This is a genomic window from Variovorax sp. W2I14 (genome assembly GCF_050435205.1).
Taxonomy (GTDB): Bacteria; Pseudomonadota; Gammaproteobacteria; order Burkholderiales; family Burkholderiaceae_C; genus Variovorax; species Variovorax paradoxus_C.
On the sequence record NZ_JBNDJX010000001.1, the window covers coordinates 7,068,426 to 7,094,062 of the forward strand.

Annotated in this window: 22 protein-coding genes and 1 pseudogene; 5 read left to right on the forward strand and 18 right to left on the reverse strand. The window is 65.6% G+C overall.

Annotated features, from left to right (window positions below; all coding sequences use genetic code 11):
- Nucleotides 1-79: 79 nt before the first annotated feature.
- From accD to QF040_RS32940, 18 genes and pseudogenes are all read right to left on the reverse strand, one after another.
- Complete coding sequence (accD, locus tag QF040_RS32855; RefSeq protein ID WP_013540010.1) at nt 80-952, reverse strand: acetyl-CoA carboxylase, carboxyltransferase subunit beta; 873 nt, start codon at nt 950-952, stop codon at nt 80-82.
- 64 nt (nt 953-1,016) lie between these two features.
- Entirely contained in the window at nt 1,017-1,862 is an 846-nt protein-coding gene (trpA, locus tag QF040_RS32860; RefSeq protein ID WP_429614393.1) for a tryptophan synthase subunit alpha, read from the reverse strand.
- Nucleotides 1,862-3,148 (reverse strand): tryptophan synthase subunit beta, encoded by a 1,287-nt coding sequence (gene trpB, locus QF040_RS32865; RefSeq protein WP_429614394.1) that lies wholly within the window; start codon nt 3,146-3,148, stop codon nt 1,862-1,864. Before trpB ends, trpA begins: the two co-directional genes overlap by 1 nt.
- 48 nt (nt 3,149-3,196) lie before the next feature.
- The gene (locus QF040_RS32870; RefSeq protein WP_429614395.1) at nt 3,197-3,898 is read right to left on the reverse strand and encodes a phosphoribosylanthranilate isomerase; all 702 of its coding nucleotides are present in this window, start codon (nt 3,896-3,898) and stop codon (nt 3,197-3,199) included.
- Entirely contained in the window at nt 3,895-4,716 is an 822-nt protein-coding gene (gene truA / locus QF040_RS32875) for a tRNA pseudouridine(38-40) synthase TruA (RefSeq protein WP_429614396.1), read from the reverse strand. The genes QF040_RS32870 and truA overlap by 4 nt, the downstream gene beginning before the upstream one ends.
- A 27-nt stretch (nt 4,717-4,743) precedes the next feature.
- Entirely contained in the window at nt 4,744-7,395 is a 2,652-nt protein-coding gene (locus QF040_RS32880; RefSeq protein WP_429614397.1) for a FimV/HubP family polar landmark protein, read from the reverse strand.
- Nucleotides 7,396-7,672: 277 nt separating this feature from the next.
- Nucleotides 7,673-8,815 (reverse strand): aspartate-semialdehyde dehydrogenase, encoded by a 1,143-nt coding sequence (gene asd, locus QF040_RS32885; protein WP_429614398.1) that lies wholly within the window; start codon nt 8,813-8,815, stop codon nt 7,673-7,675.
- Nucleotides 8,816-8,905: 90 nt separating this feature from the next.
- Complete coding sequence (gene leuB, locus QF040_RS32890) at nt 8,906-9,994, reverse strand: 3-isopropylmalate dehydrogenase (RefSeq protein WP_306879742.1); 1,089 nt, start codon at nt 9,992-9,994, stop codon at nt 8,906-8,908.
- Between the two features lie 43 nt (nt 9,995-10,037).
- Nucleotides 10,038-10,688: a 3-isopropylmalate dehydratase small subunit gene (leuD, locus tag QF040_RS32895; RefSeq protein ID WP_306879740.1), complete on the reverse strand. Its 651-nt coding sequence runs from the start codon at nt 10,686-10,688 to the stop codon at nt 10,038-10,040.
- 14 nt (nt 10,689-10,702) lie between these two features.
- Nucleotides 10,703-12,124 carry a 3-isopropylmalate dehydratase large subunit gene (gene leuC / locus QF040_RS32900; RefSeq protein ID WP_429614399.1) on the reverse strand — a complete coding sequence of 474 codons (1,422 nt, stop codon included), beginning with the start codon at nt 12,122-12,124 and terminating at the stop codon, nt 10,703-10,705.
- Nucleotides 12,125-12,161: 37 nt separating this feature from the next.
- Nucleotides 12,162-13,124: a LysR substrate-binding domain-containing protein gene (locus QF040_RS32905; protein ID WP_429614400.1), complete on the reverse strand. Its 963-nt coding sequence runs from the start codon at nt 13,122-13,124 to the stop codon at nt 12,162-12,164.
- Nucleotides 13,125-13,302: 178 nt separating this feature from the next.
- A complete protein-coding gene (gene gltA, locus QF040_RS32910) occupies nt 13,303-14,613 on the reverse strand; it encodes a citrate synthase (RefSeq protein ID WP_306879734.1) in 1,311 nt (436 codons plus the stop codon).
- Nucleotides 14,614-14,637: 24 nt separating this feature from the next.
- Complete coding sequence (locus QF040_RS32915) at nt 14,638-14,952, reverse strand: succinate dehydrogenase assembly factor 2 (protein ID WP_013540022.1); 315 nt, start codon at nt 14,950-14,952, stop codon at nt 14,638-14,640.
- A 23-nt stretch (nt 14,953-14,975) separates the two neighbouring features.
- The gene (locus QF040_RS32920) at nt 14,976-15,677 is read right to left on the reverse strand and encodes a succinate dehydrogenase iron-sulfur subunit (RefSeq protein WP_013540023.1); all 702 of its coding nucleotides are present in this window, start codon (nt 15,675-15,677) and stop codon (nt 14,976-14,978) included.
- Between the two features lie 47 nt (nt 15,678-15,724).
- A pseudogene (sdhA, locus tag QF040_RS32925) lies at nt 15,725-17,535 on the reverse strand (succinate dehydrogenase flavoprotein subunit).
- A 15-nt stretch (nt 17,536-17,550) separates the two neighbouring features.
- Nucleotides 17,551-17,916 (reverse strand): succinate dehydrogenase, hydrophobic membrane anchor protein, encoded by a 366-nt coding sequence (gene sdhD / locus QF040_RS32930; RefSeq protein ID WP_013540025.1) that lies wholly within the window; start codon nt 17,914-17,916, stop codon nt 17,551-17,553.
- A gap of 13 nt (nt 17,917-17,929) precedes the next feature.
- Nucleotides 17,930-18,376 carry a succinate dehydrogenase, cytochrome b556 subunit gene (gene sdhC, locus QF040_RS32935; protein WP_306879728.1) on the reverse strand — a complete coding sequence of 149 codons (447 nt, stop codon included), beginning with the start codon at nt 18,374-18,376 and terminating at the stop codon, nt 17,930-17,932.
- 228 nt (nt 18,377-18,604) lie between these two features.
- Complete coding sequence (locus QF040_RS32940) at nt 18,605-19,381, reverse strand: GntR family transcriptional regulator (RefSeq protein WP_429614401.1); 777 nt, start codon at nt 19,379-19,381, stop codon at nt 18,605-18,607.
- Between the two features lie 183 nt (nt 19,382-19,564).
- Here QF040_RS32940 and QF040_RS32945 point away from each other — a divergent pair, with 183 nt between their 5' ends.
- From QF040_RS32945 to QF040_RS32965, 5 genes are all read left to right on the forward strand, one after another.
- Entirely contained in the window at nt 19,565-20,551 is a 987-nt protein-coding gene (locus QF040_RS32945) for a malate dehydrogenase (RefSeq protein ID WP_042578072.1), read from the forward strand.
- 19 nt (nt 20,552-20,570) lie between these two features.
- On the forward strand, nt 20,571-21,350 hold the full coding sequence (gene tam, locus QF040_RS32950; protein WP_429614402.1) for a trans-aconitate 2-methyltransferase: 780 nt from the start codon (nt 20,571-20,573) through the stop codon (nt 21,348-21,350).
- Complete coding sequence (locus tag QF040_RS32955) at nt 21,347-22,345, forward strand: HpcH/HpaI aldolase/citrate lyase family protein (RefSeq protein WP_429614403.1); 999 nt, start codon at nt 21,347-21,349, stop codon at nt 22,343-22,345. Before tam ends, QF040_RS32955 begins: the two co-directional genes overlap by 4 nt.
- A 38-nt stretch (nt 22,346-22,383) precedes the next feature.
- Nucleotides 22,384-22,944, forward strand: a complete 561-nt coding sequence (locus QF040_RS32960; RefSeq protein ID WP_429614404.1) for a hypothetical protein — start codon at nt 22,384-22,386, stop codon at nt 22,942-22,944.
- Between the two features lie 75 nt (nt 22,945-23,019).
- Nucleotides 23,020-25,602, forward strand: coding sequence for a bifunctional aconitate hydratase 2/2-methylisocitrate dehydratase (locus QF040_RS32965; RefSeq protein ID WP_429614405.1), 2,583 nt, complete (start codon nt 23,020-23,022; stop codon nt 25,600-25,602).
- The last annotated feature ends 35 nt before the right edge of the window (nt 25,603-25,637 follow it).

Here is a 25,637-nt window from a genome sequence, read left to right on the forward strand (position 1 = left end):
AAAAAACAAACAAAAAGGGCCCGGGTGCATTGCACCCGGGCCCTTTTGCCTTGGCTTGTCGCGCTTCGTGGCTCGCCGTTCAGCTCACCGCATCGGCTGGCTGGCGCAGCAGCATCGCGAGCGTGCTGGCAATCGTCTTGCGCAGTTCGCGGCGGTCGCTGATGAAGTCGATCGCGCCCTTGGTCTGCAGGAACTCGGCGCGCTGGAAGCCTTCGGGCAGCGTCACGCGCACGGTCGACTCGATGACGCGCGGGCCGGCAAAGCCGATCAGCGCCTTGGGCTCTGCAATGACCACATCGCCCACGAAGGCGAAGCCGGCGCTCACGCCACCCATGGTCGGGTCGGTCAGCACGCTGATGTAGGGCAGGCCCTTCTTCGCCAGGCGCGTGAGCGCGGCATTGGTCTTGGCCATCTGCATCAGCGAGAGCAGGCCTTCCTGCATGCGCGCGCCGCCGGTGGCGGTGAAGCAGATGAACGGCACCTTCTGCTCGATGGCGGTCTCGACGCCGCGCACGAAGCGCTCGCCGACCACGCTGCCCATGCTGCCGCCCATGAATTCGAATTCGAAGCAGGCCACGACCACGTTGATGCTGTGGACCGAGCCGCCGATGACGACAAGCGCGTCAGTCTCGCCGGTGTTTTCCAGGGCTTCCTTCAGGCGCTCGGGGTACTTGCGGCTGTCCTTGAACTTCAGGGCGTCGACCGGGAGCACTTCCTGGCCGACTTCGTAGCGGCCTTCGGCATCGAGGAACGCGTCCAGGCGCGCGCGGGCGCCGATGCGGTGGTGGTGGCTGCAGCTCGGGCAGACGTTCTGGTTGTGCTCCAGGTCGGTCTTGTAGAGCACCGTCTCGCAGGCCGGGCATTTGATCCACAGGCCCTCGGGCACCTGGCGGCGCTCGGCAGGGTCGGTTTGTGCGATCTTGGCGGGTAGCAGTTTTTCAAGCCAGCTCATAGGACTCCGGAATTAGCTCCCCTCTCCTTGGAGGGAGAGGGGCTGGGGGTGAGGGCAACCGAGATTATCGGCCAGCCGCATTCTTGGGGGTAGCCGCCGGCAGGGCGTCCAGCGCCTCGCGAATGCCGGCGAGGAATTCGCGCAACGCGGGCACCACCTTTTCGCGCGGTTGCCCGTCGATCAGCTGGATGATCTTGGTGCCGATCACGACGGCGTCCGCCGCCGAACCGACCGCCTGCGCCGTGCGCGCGTCGCGGATGCCGAAGCCCACGCCGACCGGGATGCTCACATGCCGGCGGATGCGCGGGATCATCTGGCCGACCGCCTCGGTGTCCAGATGGCCCGCGCCGGTCACGCCCTTGAGCGACACGTAGTACACGTAGCCGCTTGCGATGCGCGCGACCTGGGCCATGCGTTCGTCGGTGCTCGTGGGCGCCAGCAGGAAGATCAGGTCGATGTTCGCGGCCTTCAGGTCGGCGGCGAAGGCCTCGCATTCCTCGGGCGGGTAGTCGACGATCAGCAGGCCGTCGACGCCGGCGGCTGATGCGTCGCGAATGAAGGCCTGTTTGCCGTGCACGAGGTCATAGCGCTCGACCGGGTTCGCATAGCCCATCAACACCACCGGCGTGGTCGTGTCCTTCTGGCGAAACGCCGCCACGATGGCGAGCACCTGCTTCATGCCGACGCCCAGCGCCAGCGCGGCCTCGCCGGCTTTCTGGATCACGGGGCCGTCGGCCATCGGGTCGGAAAAAGGCACGCCCAGCTCGATCACGTCGGCGCCCGCCTCGACCATGCCGTGCATCAGCTCGGGCGTGATGTCGGCGAAGGGGAAGCCGGCGGTGACATACGGAATCAGCGCCTTGCGGCCCTGCGCCTGAAGCGTCTTGAAGGTGGCGGCAATGCGGCTCATCACTTGCCTCCCTTCACGCTCAGACCGCGCATCGAGGGGCGGTCGTAGAAATCGACGCCCGACAGGTCGGCGACGGTGCCGATGTCCTTGTCGCCGCGGCCCGAGAGGTTCACCAGGATCGACTGGTCGGGGCGCATGGTTTTCGCAAGCTTCAGCGCATAGGCCACGGCATGGCTGGATTCGAGCGCGGGAATGATGCCCTCCGTTCGACACAGGTAGTGGAAGGCTTCGAGCGCCTCGATGTCGGTGACGCCGACGTACTCGGCACGGCCGATGTCGGCCAGGTGCGCGTGCTCCGGGCCCACGCCCGGGTAGTCGAGGCCGGCGCTGATGCTGTGGGTCTCGGTGATCTGGCCGTCCTCGTTCTGCAGCAGGTAGGTGCGGTTGCCGTGCAGCACGCCGGGGCTGCCGCGCAGGATCGAGGCGGCGTGCTTGCCGCTGTCCAGGCCTTCGCCCGCCGCTTCCACACCGACGAGCCGGGTGCCGGCGAACGGAATGTAGGGATGGAAGATGCCGATCGCATTGCTGCCGCCGCCCACGCAGGCGACCACCACGTCGGGCTGCTTGCCCTCGGCTTCGCCGGTGATGCCGTCGGCGGCCAGCATCGCGGGCATCTGCGCGATGCACTCGGTGCCGATCACGCTCTGGAAGTCACGCACCATCGTCGGATAGGGGTGCGGGCCGGCCACGGTGCCGATGATGTAGAAGGTGTTTTCCACATTGGTGACCCAGTCGCGCATTGCCTCGTTCAGCGCGTCCTTCAGCGTCTTGCTGCCCGATTCAACCGGCACCACGGTCGCGCCCAGCAGGTTCATGCGGTAGACGTTGGGGCTCTGGCGCTTCACGTCCTGGCTGCCCATGTAGACCACGCATTCGAGGCCGTAGCGCGCGCAGATGGTGGCGGTGGCCACGCCGTGCTGGCCCGCGCCGGTCTCGGCGATCACGCGGGGCTTGCCCATGCGGCGCGCGAGCATCGCCTGGCCGATCACGTTGTTGATCTTGTGGGCGCCGGTGTGGTTCAAGTCCTCGCGCTTCAGGTAGATCTGCGCGCCGCCCATCTCGCGACTGGTGCGCGCGGCGTGGTAGATCGGCGAGGGCCGGCCCACGAAGTGCTTGAGCTCGTAGTGGAATTCGGCGAGGAAGGCCGGATCGTCCTTGAACTTCGCATACGCGTCGCGCAGCTCGTTGATCGCGTGGGTGAGCGTCTCGCTCGCGAAGGTGCCGCCGTAGTTGCCGAAGTGGCCGGTGGCGTCGGGTTGCTGGTAATCCTGGAAATGGCTTTGCATGGTTCTCGATCGTTGGGCCGCAGCCCGAATGACGATCGGGTGCGGCGGCTAACTGGAGAAGGACGAGGCGTCTGCCGCCCTGACGGCGGCGACGAATTGCCGGATCTTTCCGGCGTCCTTCAGGCCCTTGTTCCCGGGACCGTCGATTTCGACGCCCGAGCTCACATCAACGGACAGCGTCTTGCAGCGCGTCCGCAGGATGCGAATGCCATCGCTCACGTTTGCAGGTGTGAGCCCACCACTCAAGACGAGGTGAGCGTCGACGGCGGGTGGAAGAAGTGACCAATCGAAAGCCTTGCCGCCACCGCCATAACCTTCGACATGGGCGTCGAGCAGGATGGCCTGGGCGTGGGAGTAATCGGACGCGTATTTTACGAGGTCGAAGCCGGCACCGGCAGCCCCCAGCGGAATGCGGGCGGCGCGCATGTAGCGAAAACGGCCGGGGCCGGTGGCTTCCTCGCACTGTTCGGGCGTCTCTTCGCCATGGAACTGTGCGATGGCGCCGCTCACACGGGCAAGCGATGCTATGACTTTGGGAGCATCCTCGTTCACGAACAGCAGCACTGGCGTGACGAAGGGGGGAAGGCGAGCGGCAAGTTCGGCGGCACGTTCAGCCGTGATGGCGCGAGGGCTTTTGGCGTAGAGCACGAAACCGACGGCATCGGCACCCGCTTCGACCGCGGCATCCACGTCGGCCTCACGCGTGAGGCCACAGATCTTGATGCGGGTGCGGGGAGGCGAAGACGTCATGGCGGGCCATCATAAAGAGCACCGCCGGCCTGCAGCGTCGCCTCGGCCGGCAGACCCCACTTGGCGTCGTACAACGGGCCGAGGAAGTACAAACCGTCCGCGGAGAAGGTGGGCGCCGCGACCTTGCGGCTGCGCGCCTCGAGCACCTCGGCGATCCATTCGGGCCGCTCATCGCCGCGGCCGATGCGCACGAGGCAGCCCATCAGATTGCGGATCATGTGGTGCAGGAAGGCATCGGCCTCGAACTCGAAATGCCAGCGGCAGCGCTCGCCGTCGCCGACACGCGTGATCTCGATGCGGCGCAGATTCTTCACAGGCGATTTGGCTTGGCAGGCCGAGGCGCGGAACGAGCTGAAGTCATGCGTGCCGATGAGCACGGCGGCGGCTTTGCGCATCGCGTCGCCATCGAGCGGATGCATCGACCAGCCGACCCGGCCCGAATCGAGGCTCGGCCGCACCGGCGATTGCGACAGCACGTAGAGGTAGCGGCGCGCGAGGGCACTGGCGCGGCAATGGAACTCGTCGGGCACCGGCTGCGCCCACTGCACCGCGATGTCGTCGGGCAGGAAGCGGTTGGTACCGCGCATCCAGGAGAAGGGCTCGCGTTCGACCTCGGTGTCGAAGTGCACCACCTGCATCAGCGCGTGCACGCCGGCATCGGTGCGGCCTGCGCACAGCGTGCCGATGCGCCCTGATGGGTCTGCGGCGAACTTCGCGAGGGCCGCTTCGAGCTTGTCTTGCACCGTGCGGCCCGAGCGCTGGCTCTGCCAGCCCTCGTACGCCTGGCCGTTGTAGCGGATGCCGAGCGCCAGCCTCACGAATTCAGAAACGGAAACAGCAATGGCTCAGCGCAGTTCCGCGAGCAGTTGCTTGGCTTGCGACTTGAGGTCGCCGGCGCTTTCAGCTTCGACTTCCTCGACCAGCGAGCGCGCGCCTTCGACGTCGCCGATGGCTTGCAGTTCGCGCGCCAGCGAGAGCTTGACGGCGTGGGGGCTGTCTTCGCCTTCGTCCTCGAACGAGCTGCCGGCGCGCGCCGGTTCGGACGCGCCGTTGGAGCGGGCCGGCAGGCCTGCCAGTGCGCTCATGTCGAACTCGATGAAGCCCGAGTCGGCAGGCAACGCATTGCCCAGCGTGGCCGGACGCGTGTTGTCTGCATCGTTCAGGTTCAAGGGACGCGTATTGGGCGTGAGGGCGCCGGGTGCCGTGTCGAAATCGTTCTCGAGGTCGACGGGCGGCGTCACATGGCCATTGGACAGCGGTGCTGCGGGGCGTGCCGTCGTCGGAGCGGGTGCATAGGCCGACTTCGGCAGGCTCGCGCCGACCGGTGCGTGGCTTGGTGCCGGTGCCAGCGGCATCGGTTGGCTCAGGTCCAGGTCGAAGTCCAGCGGTGCCACGGAAGGCACGAAGGCGGGCGGCGGGGCCGAGGCGATCGGCGGCGGTGCAACGGGCGTCGGCACTGCGGTCACTGGCGGCTTGGCGGCGGACGCCAGGGCGCCTGCGAAGGCCGCCGTTTCGGCCTGGCTTGCGCTGCGGGGGGCGCCCGATTCGTACAGCGGGTTGCCCGGATCGAGGTCCTTGCCCATGTCGACCACGCGGTTCCAGTCGGAACCCGAGCCGCCGGTCAGCTTGTGCACTTCGGTGGCCAGGCCTTCATAGGCGCGCACATCACGGCGCTTGGCGTGGATCTCGAGCAGCTTGAGGTGGATGGCGGTGCGGTCCGGGTTCAGGCGCAGTGCTTCGCGCAGGATTTCCTCGGCCTGCAGGTCGCGGCCGTAGGCCAGGTAGACGTCCGCCTCGGCGACGGGGTCGACGTCGCCCGCATCGAGCTGGCTCGGCGAGTACGACAGCGACGAAACGCTGGAGTCGCCACGATGCTTGGTGTCGACCGATTCGCCGCCGCTGGCACCGAAGAACGAGTCTTTCGGAATGCGGCTCTCGAGGAACACGCTTTCGCTCATTTCCTCGCGCCGGCGGCCCAACACGCGGTACAGCAGGAAGCCGACCAGAAGCGCAATCAGCGCGGCGCCGCCGAGCATCAGCGGGTTGTCGAGCAATTCTTCGAAGAAGCTGCGTTCCGGCGGCGGAGGCGGAGCGGCCTTGACCACCGGCTTCGGAGCGGCAGCCGGTGCGGGCGTCGCGACCGCGGCGCTGGCGGCTGCCGCGGGCACTGCGGCGGCGGCTGGGGGCGTGACGGCCGGGTCCGCTACTGGCGCAGGCGAGGGTGCGGCCGTTGCTTCAGGCGTCGGTGCGGCGGCCGTCACTGCGGAAGCGGGTGCTGCCACAGGTGCGGGCGTGGGGGCAGGCACAACGACTGCGGGCGCCGGGTTGGCGGCGACCGGCGGCGTCGTGGCGCTGGTTGATGGCGTCGGCACAGGAATGCCGGGCGCGGCAGGTGCTGGTGCGGCAGCGGGTGCCGAGGAGCCGGCGCCCGCCTTGAGCTTGTTCAGCTCGTTGATGTTCTTGGACAGCTCCGCCACGCGGTTGCTGCTTTCCTGCGCCTGGCGGGCCTGCGCGACCTTTTCGTCGGCCGCGCGAGTGGAGGCGCTGCCTTGCGAAATCGTGAGCTTGTCGGGGGCGCTGGCCGCCGCATTGCGGTCTTCGACGTTCGCCTGCAGCTTGCCCGAGGCCTTGCGGCTGGCGGCGGCGACGTTCGACGTCGGGGCGTTCTCTGCGAGGCGCTGGCGGTAGTTGCCGAAGTCGCGGCTTTGCGCTGTGACCGTGCGGCGTGCCTCGGCGGCGGGAACGGCGCTCGCCTCGGTGGCGCCCGGCAGTTCGAGCACGGCGCCTGCCTTGATGCGGTTGACGTTGCCGCCAATGAACGCATCGGGGTTGGCGAGCAGCAGGGCGACCAGCATCTGGTCGAGCGACACGTCGGCCGGCTTGTGGGCACCGGCAATCTTGCCGGCGGTATCGCCGCGCTGAACCGTGACTTGCTCGCCGCCTGCGCGGGGCGCCGTTGCTGCCGCCGTTGCGGGAGCGGTGGCCGGGGTTGCGGGCGCGGGCGCAGCTGCCGCGACGGGCGGCGCTGCGGATGCAGCGGCCGCGGCACGTTCGCGGCGTGCGCGGGCTGCCGCAACGGCAGGGCGCTCGACCGGGGTGCTGATCTGGGGCGCGATCGGCACGGCTGGGGCGGCTGCCTGTCGCGTGACCGGCGGATCGAGCAGGACGGTGTAGTCGCGCACGATGCGGCCCGAGGAGCCGTTGGCTTCGAGCAGCAGGTCGATGAAGGGGTCGCTGAGCGGGCGGCTGCCGCTCAGGCGCACCACATACTGGCCGCCCGCACGGCGCTGCAGCGTCGCCTTGACGTCGCCCAATGCCGAGTTGTAGGGGATGCCTGCGTTCTTGAAGGCTTCAGGGGTGGCGATGTTGATCTTCAGACCGTCCGCTTCAGCGGTCGCGATCTCGGTCACATCGATCTCTGCGCGAAGCGGTTCGCCCAGCGCCGATTGCACCTTCAGCTGTCCCAGCGTGAACGCGCTGGCGTCGGTGCTGGCCATTCCCAGGGCCACGGCGGCGGCCGCACCCAATATGGAAAGGCGCCAACCGCTGAACGATGGGGCGGGGCGAACGGCCGATGGGCGGGCCGCGGGCAACAGATGTCTTGTCATGCTGATAGGGGCGGCTCAGGCCCAGAATTTGTAAGAGGACGTTAGCATCATCACCCCGGGCTGACAAGGCAATGCGCCTGTTCTACCCAGTGCGCGCATACTTACGAACACACTTTTCGTTGCCAAACTGCAACAATCCGAGATTCGAGGGCCTGAGCGACCCGCATCAGGCTTCGAGCAGGATGCGCAGCATGCGGCGCAGCGGTTCCGCCGCACCCCACAGCAGCTGGTCGCCGATGGTGAAGGCGCCGACATATTCGGGGCCCATCGCCAGCTTGCGGATGCGGCCGACCGGAATGTTCATGGTGCCCGTCACCGCCACCGGCGTCAGGTCCTTCAGGGTGGCTTCGCGGGTGTTCGGCACCACGCTGGCCCACTGGTTGTCCGCGGCGATCATCGCTTCGATGTCGGCCAGGGGCACGTCCTTCTTGAGCTTGAAGGTCAGCGCTTGGCTGTGGCAGCGCATGGCGCCGATGCGCACGCAGAAACCGTCGACCGGCACAGCGGCAGTGCCGAAGCCTGCGCCTTGGCCAAGGATCTTGTTGGTCTCGGCGCCGGCCTTCCATTCTTCCTTGGACATGCCGTCACCCAGGTCCTTGTCGATCCAGGGGATCAGCGAGCCGCCGAGCGGGGCGCCGAAGTTGGCCGTTTCAGCGGCGCTCAGGTTCTGCTGCTTGTGCAGCACCTTGCGGTCGATTTCGAGGATGGCCGACTTGGGGTCGTCCAGCAGGGCGCGCACTTCGGTGTTGAGGGTGCCGAACTGGGTCAGCAGTTCGCGCATGTGCTGCGCGCCGCCGCCCGAGGCTGCCTGGTAGGTCATGCTGGTCATCCACTCGACCAGACCGGCCTTGTAGAGGGCGCCTACGCCCATGAGCATGCAGCTCACGGTGCAGTTGCCGCCGATCCAGTTCTTGCCACCGTTGGTGAGCGCGTTCTGGATCACGGGCAGATTGACCGGGTCCAGCACGATGACCGCGTCGTCCTGCATGCGCAGGGTCGAGGCGGCGTCGATCCAGTGGCCGGTCCAGCCCGCGGCGCGCAGCTTGGGGAAGACTTCGCTGGTGTAGTCGCCGCCTTGGCAGGTGATGACGATGTCGCACTTCTTCAGGGCGTCGATGTCGTTCGCATCCTTCAGCGCGGTTTCGTTCCTGGCCATCGCCGGGGCCTTGCCGCCGGCGTTGGAAGTCGAGAAGAAGACCGGCTCAATGAGACCGAAGTCGCCTTCGGCCTGCATACGGTCCATCAGGACCGAGCCGACCATGCCGCGCCAGCCTACGAGGCCGACCAGAGGTTGAGATGCGTTCGCCATTTCAGTTTGCCCTTATGAAAAAGAAAGAAGTTGTCTTTTCTTGCCCCCGACTCGTCGAGCCGGGGAGGGGCGTGACGAAGCGGGCTGCGGTTAGCCGGTAATCGTCTTTTTGGTGATTGCTGCAACGACCGCGTCGCCCATTTCGCGGGTGCCGACGCGCTTCGTACCTTCTGACCAGATGTCACCCGTGCGCAGCCCCGAGGCCAGCACGTCCTTGACCGCCGACTCGATACGGTCGGCAGCTTCGGGTTGGTTGAGTGAAAAGCGGAGCATCATGGCAGCGGACAGGATTGTAGCCAAAGGATTGGCAACCCCTTTGCCGGCAATGTCGGGCGCGCTGCCGTGGCTGGGCTCGTACAGACCCTGGTTGCTCGAATTGAGCGACGCCGAGGGCAGCATGCCGATCGAGCCGGTCAGCATCGCGGCCTCGTCCGAGAGGATGTCGCCGAACATGTTGCCGGTGACCACCACGTCGAACTTCTTGGGCGCCTTCACGAGCTGCATGGCTGCGTTGTCGACCAGCATGTGGTCGAGTTCCACGTCCGGATATTCCTTCGCGATGTCGAGCATCACGTCTTTCCACAGCTGCGAGGTTTCCAGCACGTTGTTCTTGTCGACGCTGGTCACGCGCTTGCTGCGCTTGCGGGCCGCTTCGAAGGCCACGCGCCCGATGCGCTCGATCTCGGGACGCGAGTAGCGCATCGTGTCGAAGGCTTCCTCGGCGCCCGGAAAGTGCCCATCCGTCGCGATGCGGCGACCACGCGGCTGGCCGAAGTAGATGTCGCCGGTCAGTTCGCGAATGATGAGGATGTCCAGCCCCGCGATCAGTTCGGGCTTCAGGCTCGAAGCGTCGACCAGTTCCTCGTAGCAGATCGCGGGGCGGAAGTTGGCGAACAGACCCAGGTTCTTGCGCAGCCCCAGGATGGCCTGCTCGGGGCGCAGCGGACGGTCGAGCTTGTCGTACTTCCAGTCGCCGACTGCGCCGAACAGCACCGCGTCGGATTCCTTGGCGAGCTTGAGCGTCGATTCAGGCAGCGGGTGGCCGTGTGCCTCGTAGGCTGCGCCGCCGACCAGCGCCGACTCCATCTCGAACTTCAGGTCGAGGACGTCGAGCACCCTGACGGCTTCCGCCACGATTTCGGTGCCGATGCCGTCACCCGGGAGAACTGCGATTTTCATAAGTTGGTCTGAGGTTTTTTGAATGCGGAAATGGTGAGGCTGATCACGAGATCATCGTGTGCGCGAGCCACGGCTTCTGCGCCAGGCGCTCGGTCTCGAAGGCCTTGATCTTGTCCTTGTGGCGCAGCGTGAGGCCGATGTCGTCCAAGCCGTTGATCAGGCAGTACTTGCGGAAAGCCTGCACGTCGAACGCGAGCTCACCGCCGTCCGGCTTCACGACCACCTGGCGCTCCAGGTCGATGGTCAGCGAGTAGCCCGGGAAGGCAAAGGCCTCATCGAACAACTGTGCGACCTGTGCTTCGGACAGCACGATCGGCAGCAGGCCGTTCTTGAAGCTGTTGTTGAAGAAGATGTCCGCATAGCTCGGCGCAATGATCGCGCGAAAGCCGTACTGATCCAGCGCCCACGGCGCGTGCTCGCGCGATGAGCCGCAGCCGAAGTTCTTGCGCGCGAGCAGCACCGAGGCGCCTGCGTAGCGCGGCTGGTTCAGCACGAAGTCGGGGTTCGGCTTGCGGGTGGCCGGGTCCTGGCCCGGGAAGCCGGCGTCCAGGTAGCGCCATTCGTCGAACAGGTTCACGCCGAAGCCGGTCTTCTTGATCGACTTGAGAAACTGCTTGGGAATGATCGCGTCGGTGTCGACGTTCTCGCGGTCCATGGGGGCCACGAGGCCCTTGTGCACGGTGAATTTCTGCATGTGATGTCTCCAGGTCAGGCGAAGGTGCGCACGTCGACGAAATGGCCGTGCACGGCGGCAGCGGCGGCCATCGCCGGGCTCACGAGGTGGGTGCGGCCACCGGCGCCCTGGCGGCCTTCGAAGTTGCGGTTCGAGGTCGATGCGCAGCGCTCGCCGGGTTCGAGCCGGTCGGCGTTCATCGCGAGGCACATCGAGCAGCCGGGTTCGCGCCATTCGAAGCCTGCGGCCTTGAAGATCACGTCCAGGCCTTCGCGCTCGGCCTGTTCCTTCACCACGCCGGAGCCGGGAACGACCATCGCGAGCTTCACGTTCTTGGCGACCTTCTGGCCGAGCTTCTTCACGACTGCAGCGGCTTCGCGCATGTCTTCGATGCGGCTGTTGGTGCACGAGCCAATGAACACCTTGTCGATGAAGATGTCGTTCATCGCCTTGTTCGGCTCCAGGCCCATGTAGACCAGCGCACGCTCGATGGCGCCGCGCTTGCTGGCGTCCTTTTCCTTGTCGGGATCGGGCACGCGGCCGTTGATGTCGACCACCATCTCGGGCGAGGTGCCCCAGGTGACCTGCGGCGGAATCTGCGCGGCGTCGAGCTCGACCACGGCGTCGAAGGCCGCGCCGGGGTCGGACTGCAGCGTGCGCCAGTAGGTGGCGGCCTGCTCCCACTCCACGCCGGTCGGGGCGAGCGGGCGGCCCTTGATGTAGGCGATGGTCTTTTCGTCGACCGCCACCAGCCCGGCGCGCGCGCCGGCCTCGATGGCCATGTTGCAGACCGTCATGCGGCCTTCCATGCTCAGGTCGCGAATGGCGGAGCCCGCGAATTCGATGGTGTAGCCCGTGCCGCCGGCGGTGCCGATCTTGCCGATGATGGCCAGCACGATGTCCTTGGCGGTGCAGCCGAGGGGCAGCTTGCCTTCGACCTTCACCCGCATGTTCTTCGCCTTCTTGCCCAGCAGCGTCTGCGTGGCCATGACGTGCTCGACCTCGCTGGTGCCGATGCCATGCGCGAGCGCACCGAACGCACCGTGCGTGGAGGTGTGCGAGTCGCCGCAGACGACCGTCATGCCCGGCAGCGTCGCGCCCGACTCCGGGCCGATCACGTGCACGATGCCCTGGCGCTTGCTCAGGAACGGAAAGAAAGCGGCGGCGCCGAATTCCGCGATGTTCTTGTCCAGCGTGGTGACCTGCTCCTTGCTGGTCGGGTCGGCGATGCCTTCGTAGCCGCGTTCCCAGCCGGTGGTCGGCGTGTTGTGGTCGGCGGTGGCCACTACAGAGCTGATGCGCCAGAGCTTCCGGCCCGCTTCGCGCAGCCCTTCGAAGGCTTGCGGGCTGGTGACTTCGTGCACCAGGTGGCGGTCGATGTAGAGGATCGCGGTGCCGTCTTCCTCGGTGTGGACGACGTGTTCGTCCCAGATCTTGTCGTAGAGCGTGCGTGCCATGTCGGTCTCTTCTTTCGTGGGGAAATGGATTGTCTGTCTATGCGGCCCGGGCCGCGAGCTGTTCGGGAGCGTCGGCAGAATCGGCCGCCGCGTGCAGGTGGTTCACCAGCGTGCGCGCCGCCACCGGCAGCGTGGAGAAGTCGCGCGCCACGAGGCGGATTTCGCGCGCCGCCCAGGCGTCGTTGAGCGCCACACTCACGAGGCCGCGGCCGATGCCGTTCTGCATGAGTTCGAAGGCGCGCTGCGGCATCACGCCGATGCCCAGGCCGTTCTCGATCATCCGGCACATGGCATCGAGGCCGGTGACGTGGATGCGCAGCTTGACGCTGCGCCCCGCGCCCAGCGCCGCCTCGTGCATCGCGACGTAGATCGAGCTGTTGGTGTGCAGGCCGACGTGGTCGAAGTCGAGCGAGTCGATGAAGTCGACGGCGCCGTGCGACGCCAGCGCATGCCCCGTGGGCACGATCAGCGCGAGGCGGTCGTGCCGGTACGACAGGCTCTGCAACTCGCCCGCGCCGCCCGCCACATGGCACACGCCGAGGTCGGCCGCGCCTTCCTGCACCGCGCGGATCACCTCGCTGCTCAGGTGCTCCTCCAGGTCGATCTTGATGGCTTCATGCGCCCGGGTGAATACGCCCAGGTCCTCGGGCAGGAACTGCACGATGGCCGAGATGTTGGCGTGCACCCGTACGTGGCCACGCACGCCATCGGCGTATTCGCTGAGCTCGCCCTGCATCTTCTCCAAGCTGTAGAGCACCGAGCGGGCGTGGTGCAGGAGGCTTTCACCGGCCGGGGTCAGGTCCACGCCGCGCGCATGCCGATAGAGCAGGGTGGTGCCCAGCGTGGCCTCCAAGTCCGACAGCCTCTTGCTGATGGCCGATGCCGCGATGAATTCGCGCTCGGCCGTGCGACCAATGCTGCCCAGTTCACAAACAGCCACGAACAACTGCAACGACGTGAGGTCGATGCGGCGGGCGAAATTGCGTTCGGACGTGCTCATGGGGTGTGGGGCATCGCGTTTTGCGATGAGGTGGCTATTTTCTTACCTATTTCCTGCTGTGGCCATCGTCATCTGAGATGGCATTGCTGCCGGCCTGCGAAGAGAGGCATCTCGAACGGGCAATAAAAAAAGCTGCCCGAAGGCAGCTTTTTTGAGGGGCGAGGGTTTCGCGAACCGCTCAGCGAGCCGAAATCGGCTTCACATCGCGCTTGGGCGAACCTTCGAACAGTTGGCGCGGGCGGCCGATCTTGTACTCGGGGTCGCCGATCATTTCGTTCAGCTGGGCGATCCAGCCGACCGTGCGGGCCAGCGCGAAGATCGCGGTGAACAGCGGCACCGGGATGCCGATGGCGCGCTGCACGATGCCCGAGTAGAAGTCCACGTTCGGGTAGAGCTTGCGCGAGACGAAGTACTCGTCTTCGAGGGCGATCTTTTCCAGCTCCTTGGCCAGCTTGAAGAGCGGGTCCTGTTCCAGGCCCAGCTCGGTCAGCACTTCGTTGCAGGTTTCCTGCATCAGCTTGGCGCGCGGGTCGTAGTTCTTGTACACGCGGTGGCCGAAGCCCATGAGCTTGACGTTCGAGTTCTTGTCCTTGACCTTCTTGATGAACTCGCCGATCTTTTCCACGCCGCCTTCGCGCTGGATGTCGTACAGCATGTTGAGCGCTGCTTCGTTCGCGCCGCCGTGGGCCGGGCCCCAGAGGCAGGCCACGCCGGCCGCGATGGCCGCGAAGGGGTTGGTGCCCGACGAGCCGCACAGGCGCACGGTCGAGGTCGAGGCGTTCTGCTCGTGGTCCGCGTGCAGGATGAAGATGCGGTCGAGCGCGCGCTCGAGCACCGGGTTCACCTTGTACTCCTCGCAAGGCGTGGCGAACATCATGTGCAGGAAGTTGCCGGCGTAGCTCAGGTCGTTCTTCGGGTACATGTACGGCTGGCCGATCGTGTACTTGTAGGCCATGGCCACGAGCGTGGGCATCTTCGCGATCAGGCGGATCGCGGCGATCTCGCGGTGCTCGGGATTATTGATGTCCGTGCTGTCGTGATAGAAGGCCGACAGCGCGCCCACCAGGCCGGTCATGATGGCCATCGGATGGGCATCACGGCGGAAGCCGCGCAGGAAGAACTGCATCTGCTCGTTCACCATCGTGTGGTTCGTCACGAGCTTGGTGAAGTTGGCCTTCTTGCCGGCGTCGGGCAGTTCACCGTACAGCAGCAGGTGGCAGGTTTCCAGGAAGTCGCAGTTGGTCGCGAGCTGCTCGATGGGGTAGCCGCGGTACAGCAGCTCGCCCTTGTCGCCATCGATGTACGTGATGGCTGACTGGCAGGCGGCGGTCGACATGAAGCCCGGGTCATAGGTGAACATGCCGGTCTGTGCGTACAGCTTGCGGATGTCGATCACGTCGGGGCCGACGGTGCCCTTGTAGATCGGCAGTTCGACGCTGTCGCCGCCGTTGCTGAACGACAGCGTGGCCTTGGTATCGGATGCTTTCATTTCGATTTACTTTCAGAGGAGGATTCAGGACGAAGGAGAAATTGCGGGGCGCTGGGCGCCGTCGGTGCGCATCAATTGCAGCAATGCGACCACCTCGGCACCGGCCCATTCGGGCTCGGGCTCCTTCCTGCGCAGCAAAAGGTCGAGGAGGTCGTTGTCCGACAGGTCCATCAATGTCTCCATCGCTCCCGCCTGACCATTGGTCATGTGGGATTCGTGCCGCTCGAAGAAGCGGGCGATGAACAGGTCGTTTTCGAGCAGGCCGCGCCGGCAACGCCATTTCAGCTTGCTCAGCGCACGTTCGCTGAGCGGCTGCTGGAGTTCGTCGGCGGTTTGCATGGTGGTTTCTTCTTGAAGAAGGATCAGATGGCGCGGCGCACCATCAATTCCTTGATCTTGCCGATGGCCTTGGTGGGGTTCAGGTTCTTCGGGCACACGTCGACGCAGTTCATGATCGTGTGGCAGCGGAACAGGCGGTACGGGTCTTCCAGGTTGTCCAGGCGTTCGGCCGTGGCTTCGTCGCGGCTGTCAGCGATGAAGCGGTAGGCCTGCAGGAGGCCTGCCGGGCCGACGAACTTGTCGGGGTTCCACCAGAAGCTCGGGCAGCTCGTGGAGCAGCTCGCGCACAGGATGCATTCGTACAGGCCGTTGAGCTCTTCGCGCTCTTCGGGCGACTGCAGGCGTTCCTTCTCGGGCGGCACGTTGTCGTTCTGCAGGTATGGCTTGATCGAGTTGTACTGCTTGAAGAACTGCGTCATGTCCACGATCAGGTCGCGAATGACGGGCAGGCCCGGCAGCGGCTTCAACACGATCGTGCCCTTGAGCGTGAGCATGTTGGTGAGGCAGGCCAGGCCGTTCTTGCCGTTGATGTTCATCGCATCGGAACCGCAGACGCCTTCGCGGCACGAGCGGCGGAACGACAGCGTCGGGTCTTGCGCCTTGAGCTTCATCAGGGCGTCCAGCAGCATGCGTTCGTGGCCGTCGAGTTCGATCTCGATGGTCTGCATGTAGGGCTTGGCGTCCTTGTCCGGGTCGTAGCGGTAGATCTGGAATGTGCGCTTCATCGTAGTGACCTTGTGAATGCTTTTATTGGCTGACTGTGAGCCGTGACTTAGAACGTGCGGACCTTCGGCGGAACCGAGGCCACCGTGAGCGGCTGCAGCTTGACCGGCTTGTACGAGAGGCGGTTGTCCTGGCTGTACCAGAGCGTGTGCTTCATCCAGTTGGCGTCGTCGCGGCCGAGCGGTGCGACCGGATCGTCCGCGGGACGCTCGTAGTCTTCCACCGTGTGGGCGCCGCGGCATTCGCGGCGGGCGGCGGCCGAGACCATCGTGGCCTGCGCCACTTCGATCAGGTTGTCGACTTCCAGCGCTTCGATGCGGGCGGTGTTGAACACCTTGGACTTGTCCTTCAGGCCGATCGAATTGACGCGCTCGCGCACGGCGGCGATCTTGACGACGCCTTCGTCCATCGAGGCTTGCTTGCGGAACACCGCTGCGTGCTGCTGCATGACGGCGCGGATCTCGCCGGCCACGTCCTGCGCGTACTCGCCGGTGGTGGTCGATTCGAGGCGGTTCAGGCGCTCCAGCGTGCGGTCGGCCGCATCCTTCGGGAGTTCCTTGTGTTCCTTCAGCTTGTCGTTGAACTCGACGATGTGGTTGCCGGCCGCGCGGCCGAACACCAGCAAGTCGAGCAGCGAGTTCGTGCCCAGGCGGTTCGCGCCGTGCACGCTCACGCAGGAGCATTCGCCCACCGCGTAGAGGCCGTTCACCACGGCGCTGTTGTCCTCGCCCTTCTGGATGACGACCTGGCCGTTGATGTTGGTCGGGATGCCGCCCATCTGGTAGTGGATGGTCGGCACGACGGGAATCGGCTCCTTCGTGATGTCGACGTTGGCGAAGTTGACGCCGATTTCGTACACCGAGGGCAGGCGCTTGTGGATGGTGTCGGCGCCCAGGTGGTCGAGCTTGAGCAGCACGTAGTCCTTGTTGGGACCGCAGCCTCGGCCTTCCTTGATTTCCTGGTCCATCGAGCGCGAGACGAAGTCGCGCGGTGCCAGGTCCTTCAGCGTGGGCGCATAGCGCTCCATGAAGCGTTCGCCGTTGCTGTTGAGCAGGATGGCGCCTTCGCCGCGGCAGCCTTCGGTCAGCAGCACGCCGGCGCCGGCCACGCCGGTCGGGTGGAACTGCCAGAACTCCATGTCCTGCAGCGGAATGCCCGATCGTGCGGCCATGCCCAAGCCGTCGCCGGTGTTGATGAAGGCGTTGGTCGAGGCCTGGAAGATGCGGCCCGCGCCGCCGGTGGCCAGCAGCACGGTCTTGGCCTGCAGGATGTGCAGGTCGCCGGTCTCCATTTCGAGCGCGGTCACGCCGACCACGTCGCCTTCGTCGTCACGGATGAGGTCGAGTGCCATCCATTCGACGAAGAACTGGGTGCGCGCCTCGACGTTCTTTTGATAGAGCGTGTGCAGCATCGCGTGGCCGGTGTGCGGTCGGCCGCGGCGCAGGCGCGCTGCACGGGCTTCTCGCCGTAGTTGGCCGTGTGGCCGCCGAACGGACGCTGGTAGATCGTGCCGTCGGGGTTGCGGTCGAAGGGCATGCCGAAGTGCTCGAGCTCGTACACGACCTTCGGTGCTTCGCGGCACATGAACTCGATCGCGTCCTGGTCGCCGAGCCAGTCGGAACCCTTGATCGTGTCGTAGAAGTGGTAGTGCCAGTTGTCCTCGCTCATGTTGCCGAGCGATGCGCCCACGCCGCCTTGCGCGGCGACGGTGTGCGAACGGGTGGGGAACACCTTGGAGAGCACGGCCACGTTGAGGCCGGCGCGTGCCAGTTGCAGCGAAGCGCGCATGCCGGAGCCGCCGGCACCGACGATCACGACGTCGAACTTGCGCTTGGTGATTTGTTCTTTTGTATATGTCATGGTGGGGATGTCAGGTCAGATCTTCCAAAGCACTTGAATGGCCCAACCCGCACAACCGACAAGCCAGACGATGGTGAAAATTTGCAGCACGAGACGGATGCCGACGGGCTGGACGTAGTCCATCCACACGTCGCGCATGCCGACCCACACGTGATAGAGCAGGGAGACGATCACGGAGAAGGTCAGCACCTTCATCCACTGCGCGGCGAAGATGCCGGCCCAGAGGTCGTAGCCGATGGGGCCGCGCGTGAAGATCATCTGCGCGAGCAGGATGACCGTGAAGAGCGCCATCAGGCCGCCCGTGATGCGCTGGCTGAGCCAGTCGCGCAAACCGTAATGAGCGCCGACGACGATGCGCTTGGAGCCGTAGTTCACAGACATGGGTGGCTCCTTCTCAGTACAGGCCGAACAGCTTGGCGCCGAGCACCACGGTGAGCAGGACGCTCAGTGCCAGCGTGACGACGGCCGACGTGTGGCCGAACTCCTTGGTCACGGCGGCGTGGCTCACGTCCATCCACAGGTGGCGCAGGCCCGCGATGAAGTGGTGCAGGTAGGCCCAGATCAGCGCGAGTGCGACGAGCTTGAAAAACCATCCCGGAACGAAACCAAGGCCGCTGTTGAATGCGGCCTTGAATTTAGCGAACGAATAGTCCGAAGAGAGCGAGGTGTCGAACATCCAGATGATGAACGGCAGCAACAGGAACATCAGCACGCCGCTGACGCGGTGCAGGATCGACACGATGCCGGCCGGCGGGAGCCGGTACGTCGTGAGATCGGTGAACGCATTGATGTTTCGGAATTCGCGACGCGGTGGCCGGGGGGGAGATGCAAGCTCTGTCATTGAGGGGCTTTCGTGGCTTGTTGGTGGCTTGTTCTGAGAGCGAACGCTTTTGTTTCTCTTCTGCGGAAATGCAAACAACGCAAAATTCTATTGCAATGCACCATTGCGTATCGGACGCGTTCGAGTCGGCGCACCGCAGCAGTCGGATGCTATTGACTTCGTAGCGTGTTGTGCGCGCAGTGCGGGCGCTTCGAGGCGGTTGGTTCGGTGGTCCATGTCGATGCTTCGTCAGCCGAGCTGGTTGCGATAGTGGTGCGTGTCGGTGCGATAGAGGCCTCGGCGCAGCTCCATCGGCATGTCGTGATACGTGTGCGCCACGCGTTCGACGCTCAGCAACGGCATCTGCGACGTCACCGCGAGCAGCGCAGCTTGCTCCGCATCGGGCAGCACCGCACGGATTTTTTCTTCGGCGCGCACCATGCGCACGCCGAACTCGGTTTCGAAGAGCGCGTACATCGGGCCGGGCCATGCGCGCAGGCGCTCGGCCGTGAGTCCCTTGAACGGCGCGCCGGGCAGCCAGAGGTCTTCCAGGATGGTCGGCACGCCCGCATAGGCAAGAACGCGCCGCACCTGCAGCACGGCGTCGCCGGTGCGAAGACCGAGCGCGCGCGCCACGTCGGCCGATGCGCGCAGGCGCTTGCAGTCGACGATCGTGCGTTCGGCGGGGCCTTCGATGTTCGGGTCGCCGGCATCGGGCACCAGCTTGAGGAAACGGTACTGCACATGCTGCTCGGCATGCGTGGCGACGAAGGTGCCCTTGCCCTGGCGCCGCACCACCAGGTTTTCGGCCGAGAGTTCGTCGATGGCCTTGCGCACCGTGCCCTGGCTCACGCGATAGCGCACGGCCAGGTCCATCTCGCTCGGAATGGGTTCGCCCGGCTTCCACTCGCCCGCCTGCAGGCTCTGCAGGATCAATGTCTTGATCTGCTGGTAGAGCGGACTGAAGGACGGCGTAGACGGCGTAGACGGCGTAGGGGGCTCGTCGAGGGCGGTGGGGGTGTTCATGGCAGCGGTGGGGTGCGCCTTGGCGTCGCCCCCGAGGATATCTTATATAAGACATAAGACGAGGCTCATTGAATCGGCTTAAAATGCGGGCCGGTCTCGCGCCGCGGGACACTGTTTTCCCCGTCGGACCTTGGCGCCCCACGAGAGCGCCGACACCGTTTCACCACCTTCTGGAGTCTTCCCATGAGCAAAAAGCCTGTCCGCGTTGCCGTTACCGGTGCCGCCGGTCAAATCGGTTACGCCCTGTTGTTCCGTATCGCTTCCGGCGAAATGCTCGGCAAAGACCAGCCGGTCATCCTGCAATTGCTCGAAATCCCCGACGAGAAGGCCCAGAAGGCGCTCAAGGGCGTGATGATGGAACTGGACGACTGCGCCTTCCCGCTGCTGGCCGGCATGGAAGCCCACGGCGACCCGATGACCGCCTTCAAGGACGCCGACTACGCCCTGCTGGTCGGTTCGCGCCCCCGCGGCCCCGGCATGGAGCGCGCCGAGCTGCTGGCCGTCAACGGCGCCATCTTCACTGCGCAAGGCAAGGCTCTGAACGCAGTTGCCAGCCGCAACGTCAAGGTGCTGGTGGTCGGCAACCCGGCCAACACCAATGCCTACATCGCCATGAAGAGCGCGCCCGACCTGCCGCGCAAGAACTTCACCGCCATGCTGCGCCTGGACCACAACCGTGCCGCCAGCCAGATCGCTGCCAAGACCGGCAAGGCCGTGGCCGACATCGAGAAGCTCACCGTCTGGGGCAACCACTCGCCCACGATGTACGCCGACTACCGCTTCGCCACCATCAACGGCGAAAGCGTCGCCAAGATGATCAACGACCAGGAATGGAACGCCAACACCTTCCTGCCGACCGTCGGCAAGCGCGGCGCGGCCATCATCGAAGCCCGCGGCCTGTCGTCGGCTGCCTCGGCCGCCAACGCCGCCATCGACCACATGCGCGACTGGGCCCTGGGCACCAACGGCAAGTGGGTCACGATGGGCATCCCGTCGGATGGCCAGTACGGCATTCCGAAGGACGTGATGTTCGGTTTCCCGGTCACCTGCGAAAACGGCGAGTACAAGCTGGTCGAAGGCCTGGAAATCGATGCATTCAGCCAGGAACGCATCAACAAGACCCTCGAAGAGCTCGAAGGCGAACGCGCCGGCGTCGCCCACCTGCTGTAAGCCAAGCAAAGCGGACCGCATGCTCGACTGGAACCCCGCGCTCTACCGTCGCTACGAGGACGAGCGCACACGACCCGCACAGGAACTCCTGGCGCGGGTGCCATTGGCCGAAGCCGACCGCGTGGTCGACCTCGGCTGCGGGCCGGGCAACTCCACCGAACTGCTGGTCAACCGGTTCCCGAAGGCAGAGGCCCTCGGGACCGACAACTCCGAAGCCATGCTGGTCAGCGCGCGCGAGCGCCTGCCCAGTGCGCGCTTCGAGTTGAGCGACATCGCGACCTGGGCGCCGCAAGACAAAGCGCCCGACCTCATTTATGCCAACGCGTCCCTGCAATGGGTGCCGGATCACGAAACGCTGATCCCGCGCCTGTTCGACGCGCTGGCCCCGGGCGGCGTGCTCGCCGTCCAGATGCCCGACAACCGCCAGGAGCCCACGCACCGCCTGATGCGCGCGCTCGCTGCCGAAGCGCCTTGGGCCGAGCCCATCGGCGATGCCGACCGGCTGCGCACCAAGCTGCTGCCGCTGGGTGGTTATTACGACCTCCTGGCGCCGCATGCGGCCAATGTCGATGTCTGGCACACGATCTATCAGCACCGCATGGCCGACGCAGCTTCCATCGTCGAATGGGTGCGCGGCACGGGGCTGAAACCCTTCGTCGACCGGCTGCCGCCCGACCTGCAGGCGAGCTACCTCGCCGAATACGAACGTCGCGTGAACGAGGCCTATCCGGCGCGCACCGACGGCAAGCGGCTGCTTGCCTTCCCGCGCATGTTCATCGTGGCGCAGAAGAAAGCATGACCAAAGCCGTCCACCCGGGTGAAGTGCTGCTCGGCGCGCAGGCCGGCGCCGTGACGCTGCCCGTGTGCGACCACTACAGCGGCGTCGAAGCGCGCATGAAGAAGAGCCTCGCGCTCCAGGCCGAGATGGCCGAGGAGTTCGGCGCCTGCGTGTTCGACGTCACCCTCGATTGCGAAGACGGCGCCCCGGTGGGCGGCGAGGCGGAGCATGCCGCGCTCGTCACCGAGCTGGCGCTGGCTGCGAAGCCGGGCATGCGCGTTGGCGTGCGTGTGCACCCGGTCGATCACCCGGCCTTCGCCGGCGACGTGATCACCATCGCCGGACGCGCCGGTCAGCGCCTGAGTCACCTGATGGTGCCCAAGGTCGAATCGCTGGCTGACGTGTTGCAGGCCGTGGCTGCGCTCGAAGCGGCCGATGCCGACGCGCTGCCGCTTCACGTACTGATCGAATCGCCCCTGGCGGTGCATAACGCCTTCGAAATCGCCGCGCATCCGCGCGTGCAGTCGCTCAGCTTCGGCTTGATGGATTTCGTGTCGGCGCATGCCGGCGCCATTCCCGCCGATGGCATGGGCGCGGCCGGCCAGTTCACCCATCCGCTCGTGGTGCGCGCCAAGCTGGCCATCGCCTCGGCGGCACACGCCTACGGCAAGGTGCCTTCGCACTGCGTGGTGACCGAGTTCAACGACACCGACGCGATGCGCGTCGCGGCCCGCAAGGCGGCCACCGAATTCGGCTACACACGCATGTGGAGCATCCATCCGAACCAGATCCGCCCCATCCTCGAGGCCTTCGCGCCCGAAGAGGCGCAGATCCAGGTTGCTACACAAATCATTGCAAAAGCCGCAGCCGCCGATTGGGCTCCGACACAAATTGATGGCACATTGCACGACCGCGCGAGCTACCGCCACTTCTGGCAGATCCTGACGCGCGCCCACGCAACAGGGCGCGCGTTGCCCTCCGAGGCGAAAGCCTGGTTTGCATTCGCGGCCTCCTGAAACGAAACCTTCGAACCCAGCCTCAAGGAAACCCACACATGAAGAAAATTGCCCTGATCGCCGCACTGGCCCTGGCTTTGCCGTTCGGTGCCATGGCACAAAACGCGGCGCCCGCCAAGCCGGCTGCCAAGTCCACCGAAGCAAAGAAGAAGGCCCCACCCAAGCGCCAGGTCACCCGCAAGGCGGCCAAGGCCGTCGAGGAAGTCACGCCGATCGCCGACGAAACCAATGTCGTGCTGACCGACGCCGACCTGGAAGTCGCCAAGCGCGTGTCCACCGGCAAGGCCCAGTGCGAACTCGGCGCTGACGTGACGGTGACCGAAGACGAGAAGAAGCCCGGCTTCTTCAACGTGACCACCAAAGGCCTGAAGTACCGCATGCACCCGGTCGAAAGCCGCACCGGCGCCATCCGCCTCGAAGACCCGCGTGCCGGCGCCATGTGGCTCCAGCTGGGCAACAAGTCGATGCTGATGAACCAGAAGGCGGGCCTGCGCATCGCCGACGAGTGCCAGACGGCCGCCCAGGTCGCGTTTGCCGAAGAAATGAAGAAGAACCCGCCGAAGAGCCTTTTCGAAGGCGCCGACCCGGCCAAGAAGTAAGAGTCCCCACGGGATGCGGCGCGGCTCTTGCTTGCCGCGCTGCACACCCGCCAGTCAGTTTCCGGAGAAAAGAAGATGTTGCAAGCCTACGTTGACCATGTTGCCGAACGCGCCGCGCTCGGTATCCCGCCGCTGCCCCTGAGCGCGAAGCAGACCTCTGAAGCGATCGAGCTCCTCAAGAGCGCGAACGAAAAGGACGGCGCCTTCCTGCTGGACCTGCTCACCTATCGCGTGCCCGCCGGCGTGGACGACGCGGCCAAGGTCAAGGCGAGCTACCTCGCCGCCGTGGCGCATGGCACCGAGAAGAGCGCGTTTCTTTCGCGCGCCCGTGCCACCGAACTGCTCGGCACCATGCTCGGCGGCTACAACATCAGCCCGATGATCGACCTGCTGGACGACGCCGAAGTCGGTGCCGTGGCGGCCGAGGGCCTGAAGAAAACCCTGTTGATGTTCGACCAGTTCCACGACGTCAAGGAAAAGGCCGACAAGGGCAACGCCAACGCCAAGGGCGTGCTGCAGAGCTGGGCCGATGCCGAGTGGTTCACCAGCCGCCCCGAAGTGCCCGAGAGCATCACCGTCAGCATCTTCAAGGTGGCTGGCGAAATCAACACCGACGACCTGTCGCCCGCACCCGATGCGACGACCCGTCCCGACATTCCGATGCACGCCCTGGCGATGCACAAGAACGCCCGCCCCGGCATCGTCCCCGAAGAAGACGGCAAGCGCGGCCCGGTGAAGTTCATCGAAGACCTGCGCGCGCGCGGCCACCTCGTGGCTTATGCCGGCGACGTGGTCGGCACGGGTTCGTCGCGCAAGAGCGCCACCAACTCGGTGCTGTGGTTCACCGGCGAAGACATTCCCTTCGTGCCGAACAAGCGCTTCGGCGGCGTCTGCCTCGGCGGCAAGATCGCGCCGATCTTCTACAACACCATGGAAGACTCGGGCGCACTGCCGATCGAGCTCGACGTGGCGCAGATGAACATGGGCGACGTGGTCGAACTGCGTCCCTACGAAGGCAAGGCGCTGAAGGAGGGCAAGGTCATCGCCGAATTCCAGGTCAAGAGCGAGGTGCTTTTCGACGAAGTGCGCGCCGGCGGCCGCATTCCGCTGATCATCGGCCGCGGCCTGACCGCCAAGGCGCGCGAAGCGCTGGGCCTGCCGGTCTCCACGCTGTTCCGCCTGCCGACCAGCCCGGTCGACACCAAGAAGGGCTACTCGCTCGCACAGAAGATGGTCGGCCGCGCCTGCGGTCTGCCGGAAGGCACGGGCGTTCGCCCGGGCACGTACTGCGAACCCAAGATGACCTCGGTCGGCTCGCAAGACACCACCGGCCCGATGACGCGCGACGAGCTGAAGGACCTGGCTTGCCTCGGTTTCTCGGCCGACCTCGTGATGCAGTCGTTCTGCCACACGGCGGCGTACCCGAAGAAGGTCGACGTCAAGATGCACCACGAACTGCCCGACTTCATGGCCACCCGCGGCGGCGTGTCGCTGCGTCCGGGCGACGGCGTGATCCACAGCTGGCTCAACCGCCTGCTGACCCCCGACACCGTCGGCACCGGCGGCGACAGCCACACCCGCTTCCCCATCGGCATCAGCTTCCCCGCGGGCTCCGGCCTCGTGGCCTTCGCGGCCGCCACCGGCGTGATGCCGCTGGACATGCCCGAATCGGTGCTCGTGCGCTTCAAGGGCAAGATGCAGCCGGGCGTCACGCTGCGTGACCTGGTCAACGCGATTCCGCTGTACGCCATCAAGTCGGGTCTCCTGACCGTGGCCAAGCAAGGCAAGAAGAACATCTTCTCGGGCCGCATCCTGGAAATCGAAGGCCTGCCCGACCTGAAGGTGGAGCAAGCCTTCGAGCTGAGCGACGCCTCGGCCGAACGCTCGGCCGCCGGCTGCACGGTGCACCTGAACAAGGAACCGATCCAGGAGTACATCAACAGCAACATCACGCTGATGAAGTGGATGATTGCCGAAGGCTATGCCGACGCCCGCACGCTGGCACGCCGCATCGCCGCGCAGGAAGCCTGGCTTGCGGACCCGCAACTGCTCAAGGGCGATGCCGACGCCGACTACGCCGCCGTGATCGAGATCGACCTGGCCGAGATCCACGAACCCATCGTGGCCTGCCCGAACGATCCGGATGACGTGAAGACGCTGAGCGACGTGGCCGGTGCCGTGATCGACGAAGTGTTCATCGGTTCGTGCATGACCAACATCGGCCACTTCCGCGCCGCATCGAAGCTGCTCGAAGGCAAGCGCGACATCCCGGTCAAGCTGTGGATCGCGCCGCCGACCAAGATGGATGCGCAGCAGCTCACCGAAGAAGGCCACTACGGCGTGTTCGGCAATGCCGGCGCCCGTACCGAAATGCCGGGCTGCTCGCTGTGCATGGGCAACCAGGCACAGGTGCGCGAAGGCGCGACGGTGATGTCGACCAGCACCCGCAACTTCCCGAACCGCCTGGGCAAGAACACGAACGTGTACCTCGGCTCGGCCGAACTGGCTGCGATCTGCTCGCGGCTGGGCCGCATCCCGACGCGCGAGGAATACATGGCCGCAACCGGCGTGCTCGATGCGTCGAGCAGCCAGATCTACCAATACCTGAACTTCGACAAGATCGACGACTACAAGGTGGCGGAGACGGCGGCAGCCTGATCTTCATCCCGCAGGTCCATTGAAAAAGCCCCGTC

Coding starts and splice junctions, on each gene's coding strand:
- asd (WP_429614398.1), bottom strand. CDS start 8,815: ATGGCGAACGCATCTCAACCTCTGGTCGGCCTCGTAGGCTGGCGCGGC.
- sdhD (WP_013540025.1), bottom strand. CDS start 17,916: ATGTCTGTGAACTACGGCTCCAAGCGCATCGTCGTCGGCGCTCATTAC.
- trpA (WP_429614393.1), bottom strand. CDS start 1,862: ATGAGCCGCATTGCCGCCACCTTCAAGACGCTTCAGGCGCAGGGCCGC.
- leuB (WP_306879742.1), bottom strand. CDS start 9,994: ATGAAAATCGCAGTTCTCCCGGGTGACGGCATCGGCACCGAAATCGTG.
- QF040_RS32920 (WP_013540023.1), bottom strand. CDS start 15,677: ATGAAGCGCACATTCCAGATCTACCGCTACGACCCGGACAAGGACGCC.
- QF040_RS32965 (WP_429614405.1), top strand. CDS start 23,020: ATGTTGCAAGCCTACGTTGACCATGTTGCCGAACGCGCCGCGCTCGGT.
- sdhC (WP_306879728.1), bottom strand. CDS start 18,376: ATGACAGAGCTTGCATCTCCCCCCCGGCCACCGCGTCGCGAATTCCGA.
- QF040_RS32955 (WP_429614403.1), top strand. CDS start 21,347: ATGACCAAAGCCGTCCACCCGGGTGAAGTGCTGCTCGGCGCGCAGGCC.
- QF040_RS32960 (WP_429614404.1), top strand. CDS start 22,384: ATGAAGAAAATTGCCCTGATCGCCGCACTGGCCCTGGCTTTGCCGTTC.
- leuD (WP_306879740.1), bottom strand. CDS start 10,688: ATGCAGAAATTCACCGTGCACAAGGGCCTCGTGGCCCCCATGGACCGC.
- tam (WP_429614402.1), top strand. CDS start 20,571: ATGCTCGACTGGAACCCCGCGCTCTACCGTCGCTACGAGGACGAGCGC.
- QF040_RS32945 (WP_042578072.1), top strand. CDS start 19,565: ATGAGCAAAAAGCCTGTCCGCGTTGCCGTTACCGGTGCCGCCGGTCAA.
- QF040_RS32940 (WP_429614401.1), bottom strand. CDS start 19,381: ATGAACACCCCCACCGCCCTCGACGAGCCCCCTACGCCGTCTACGCCG.
- QF040_RS32880 (WP_429614397.1), bottom strand. CDS start 7,395: ATGGCCAGCACCGACGCCAGCGCGTTCACGCTGGGACAGCTGAAGGTG.
- QF040_RS32870 (WP_429614395.1), bottom strand. CDS start 3,898: ATGACGTCTTCGCCTCCCCGCACCCGCATCAAGATCTGTGGCCTCACG.
- QF040_RS32915 (WP_013540022.1), bottom strand. CDS start 14,952: ATGCAAACCGCCGACGAACTCCAGCAGCCGCTCAGCGAACGTGCGCTG.
- gltA (WP_306879734.1), bottom strand. CDS start 14,613: ATGAAAGCATCCGATACCAAGGCCACGCTGTCGTTCAGCAACGGCGGC.
- QF040_RS32905 (WP_429614400.1), bottom strand. CDS start 13,124: ATGAGCACGTCCGAACGCAATTTCGCCCGCCGCATCGACCTCACGTCG.
- trpB (WP_429614394.1), bottom strand. CDS start 3,148: ATGCAAAGCCATTTCCAGGATTACCAGCAACCCGACGCCACCGGCCAC.
- accD (WP_013540010.1), bottom strand. CDS start 952: ATGAGCTGGCTTGAAAAACTGCTACCCGCCAAGATCGCACAAACCGAC.
- leuC (WP_429614399.1), bottom strand. CDS start 12,124: ATGGCACGCACGCTCTACGACAAGATCTGGGACGAACACGTCGTCCAC.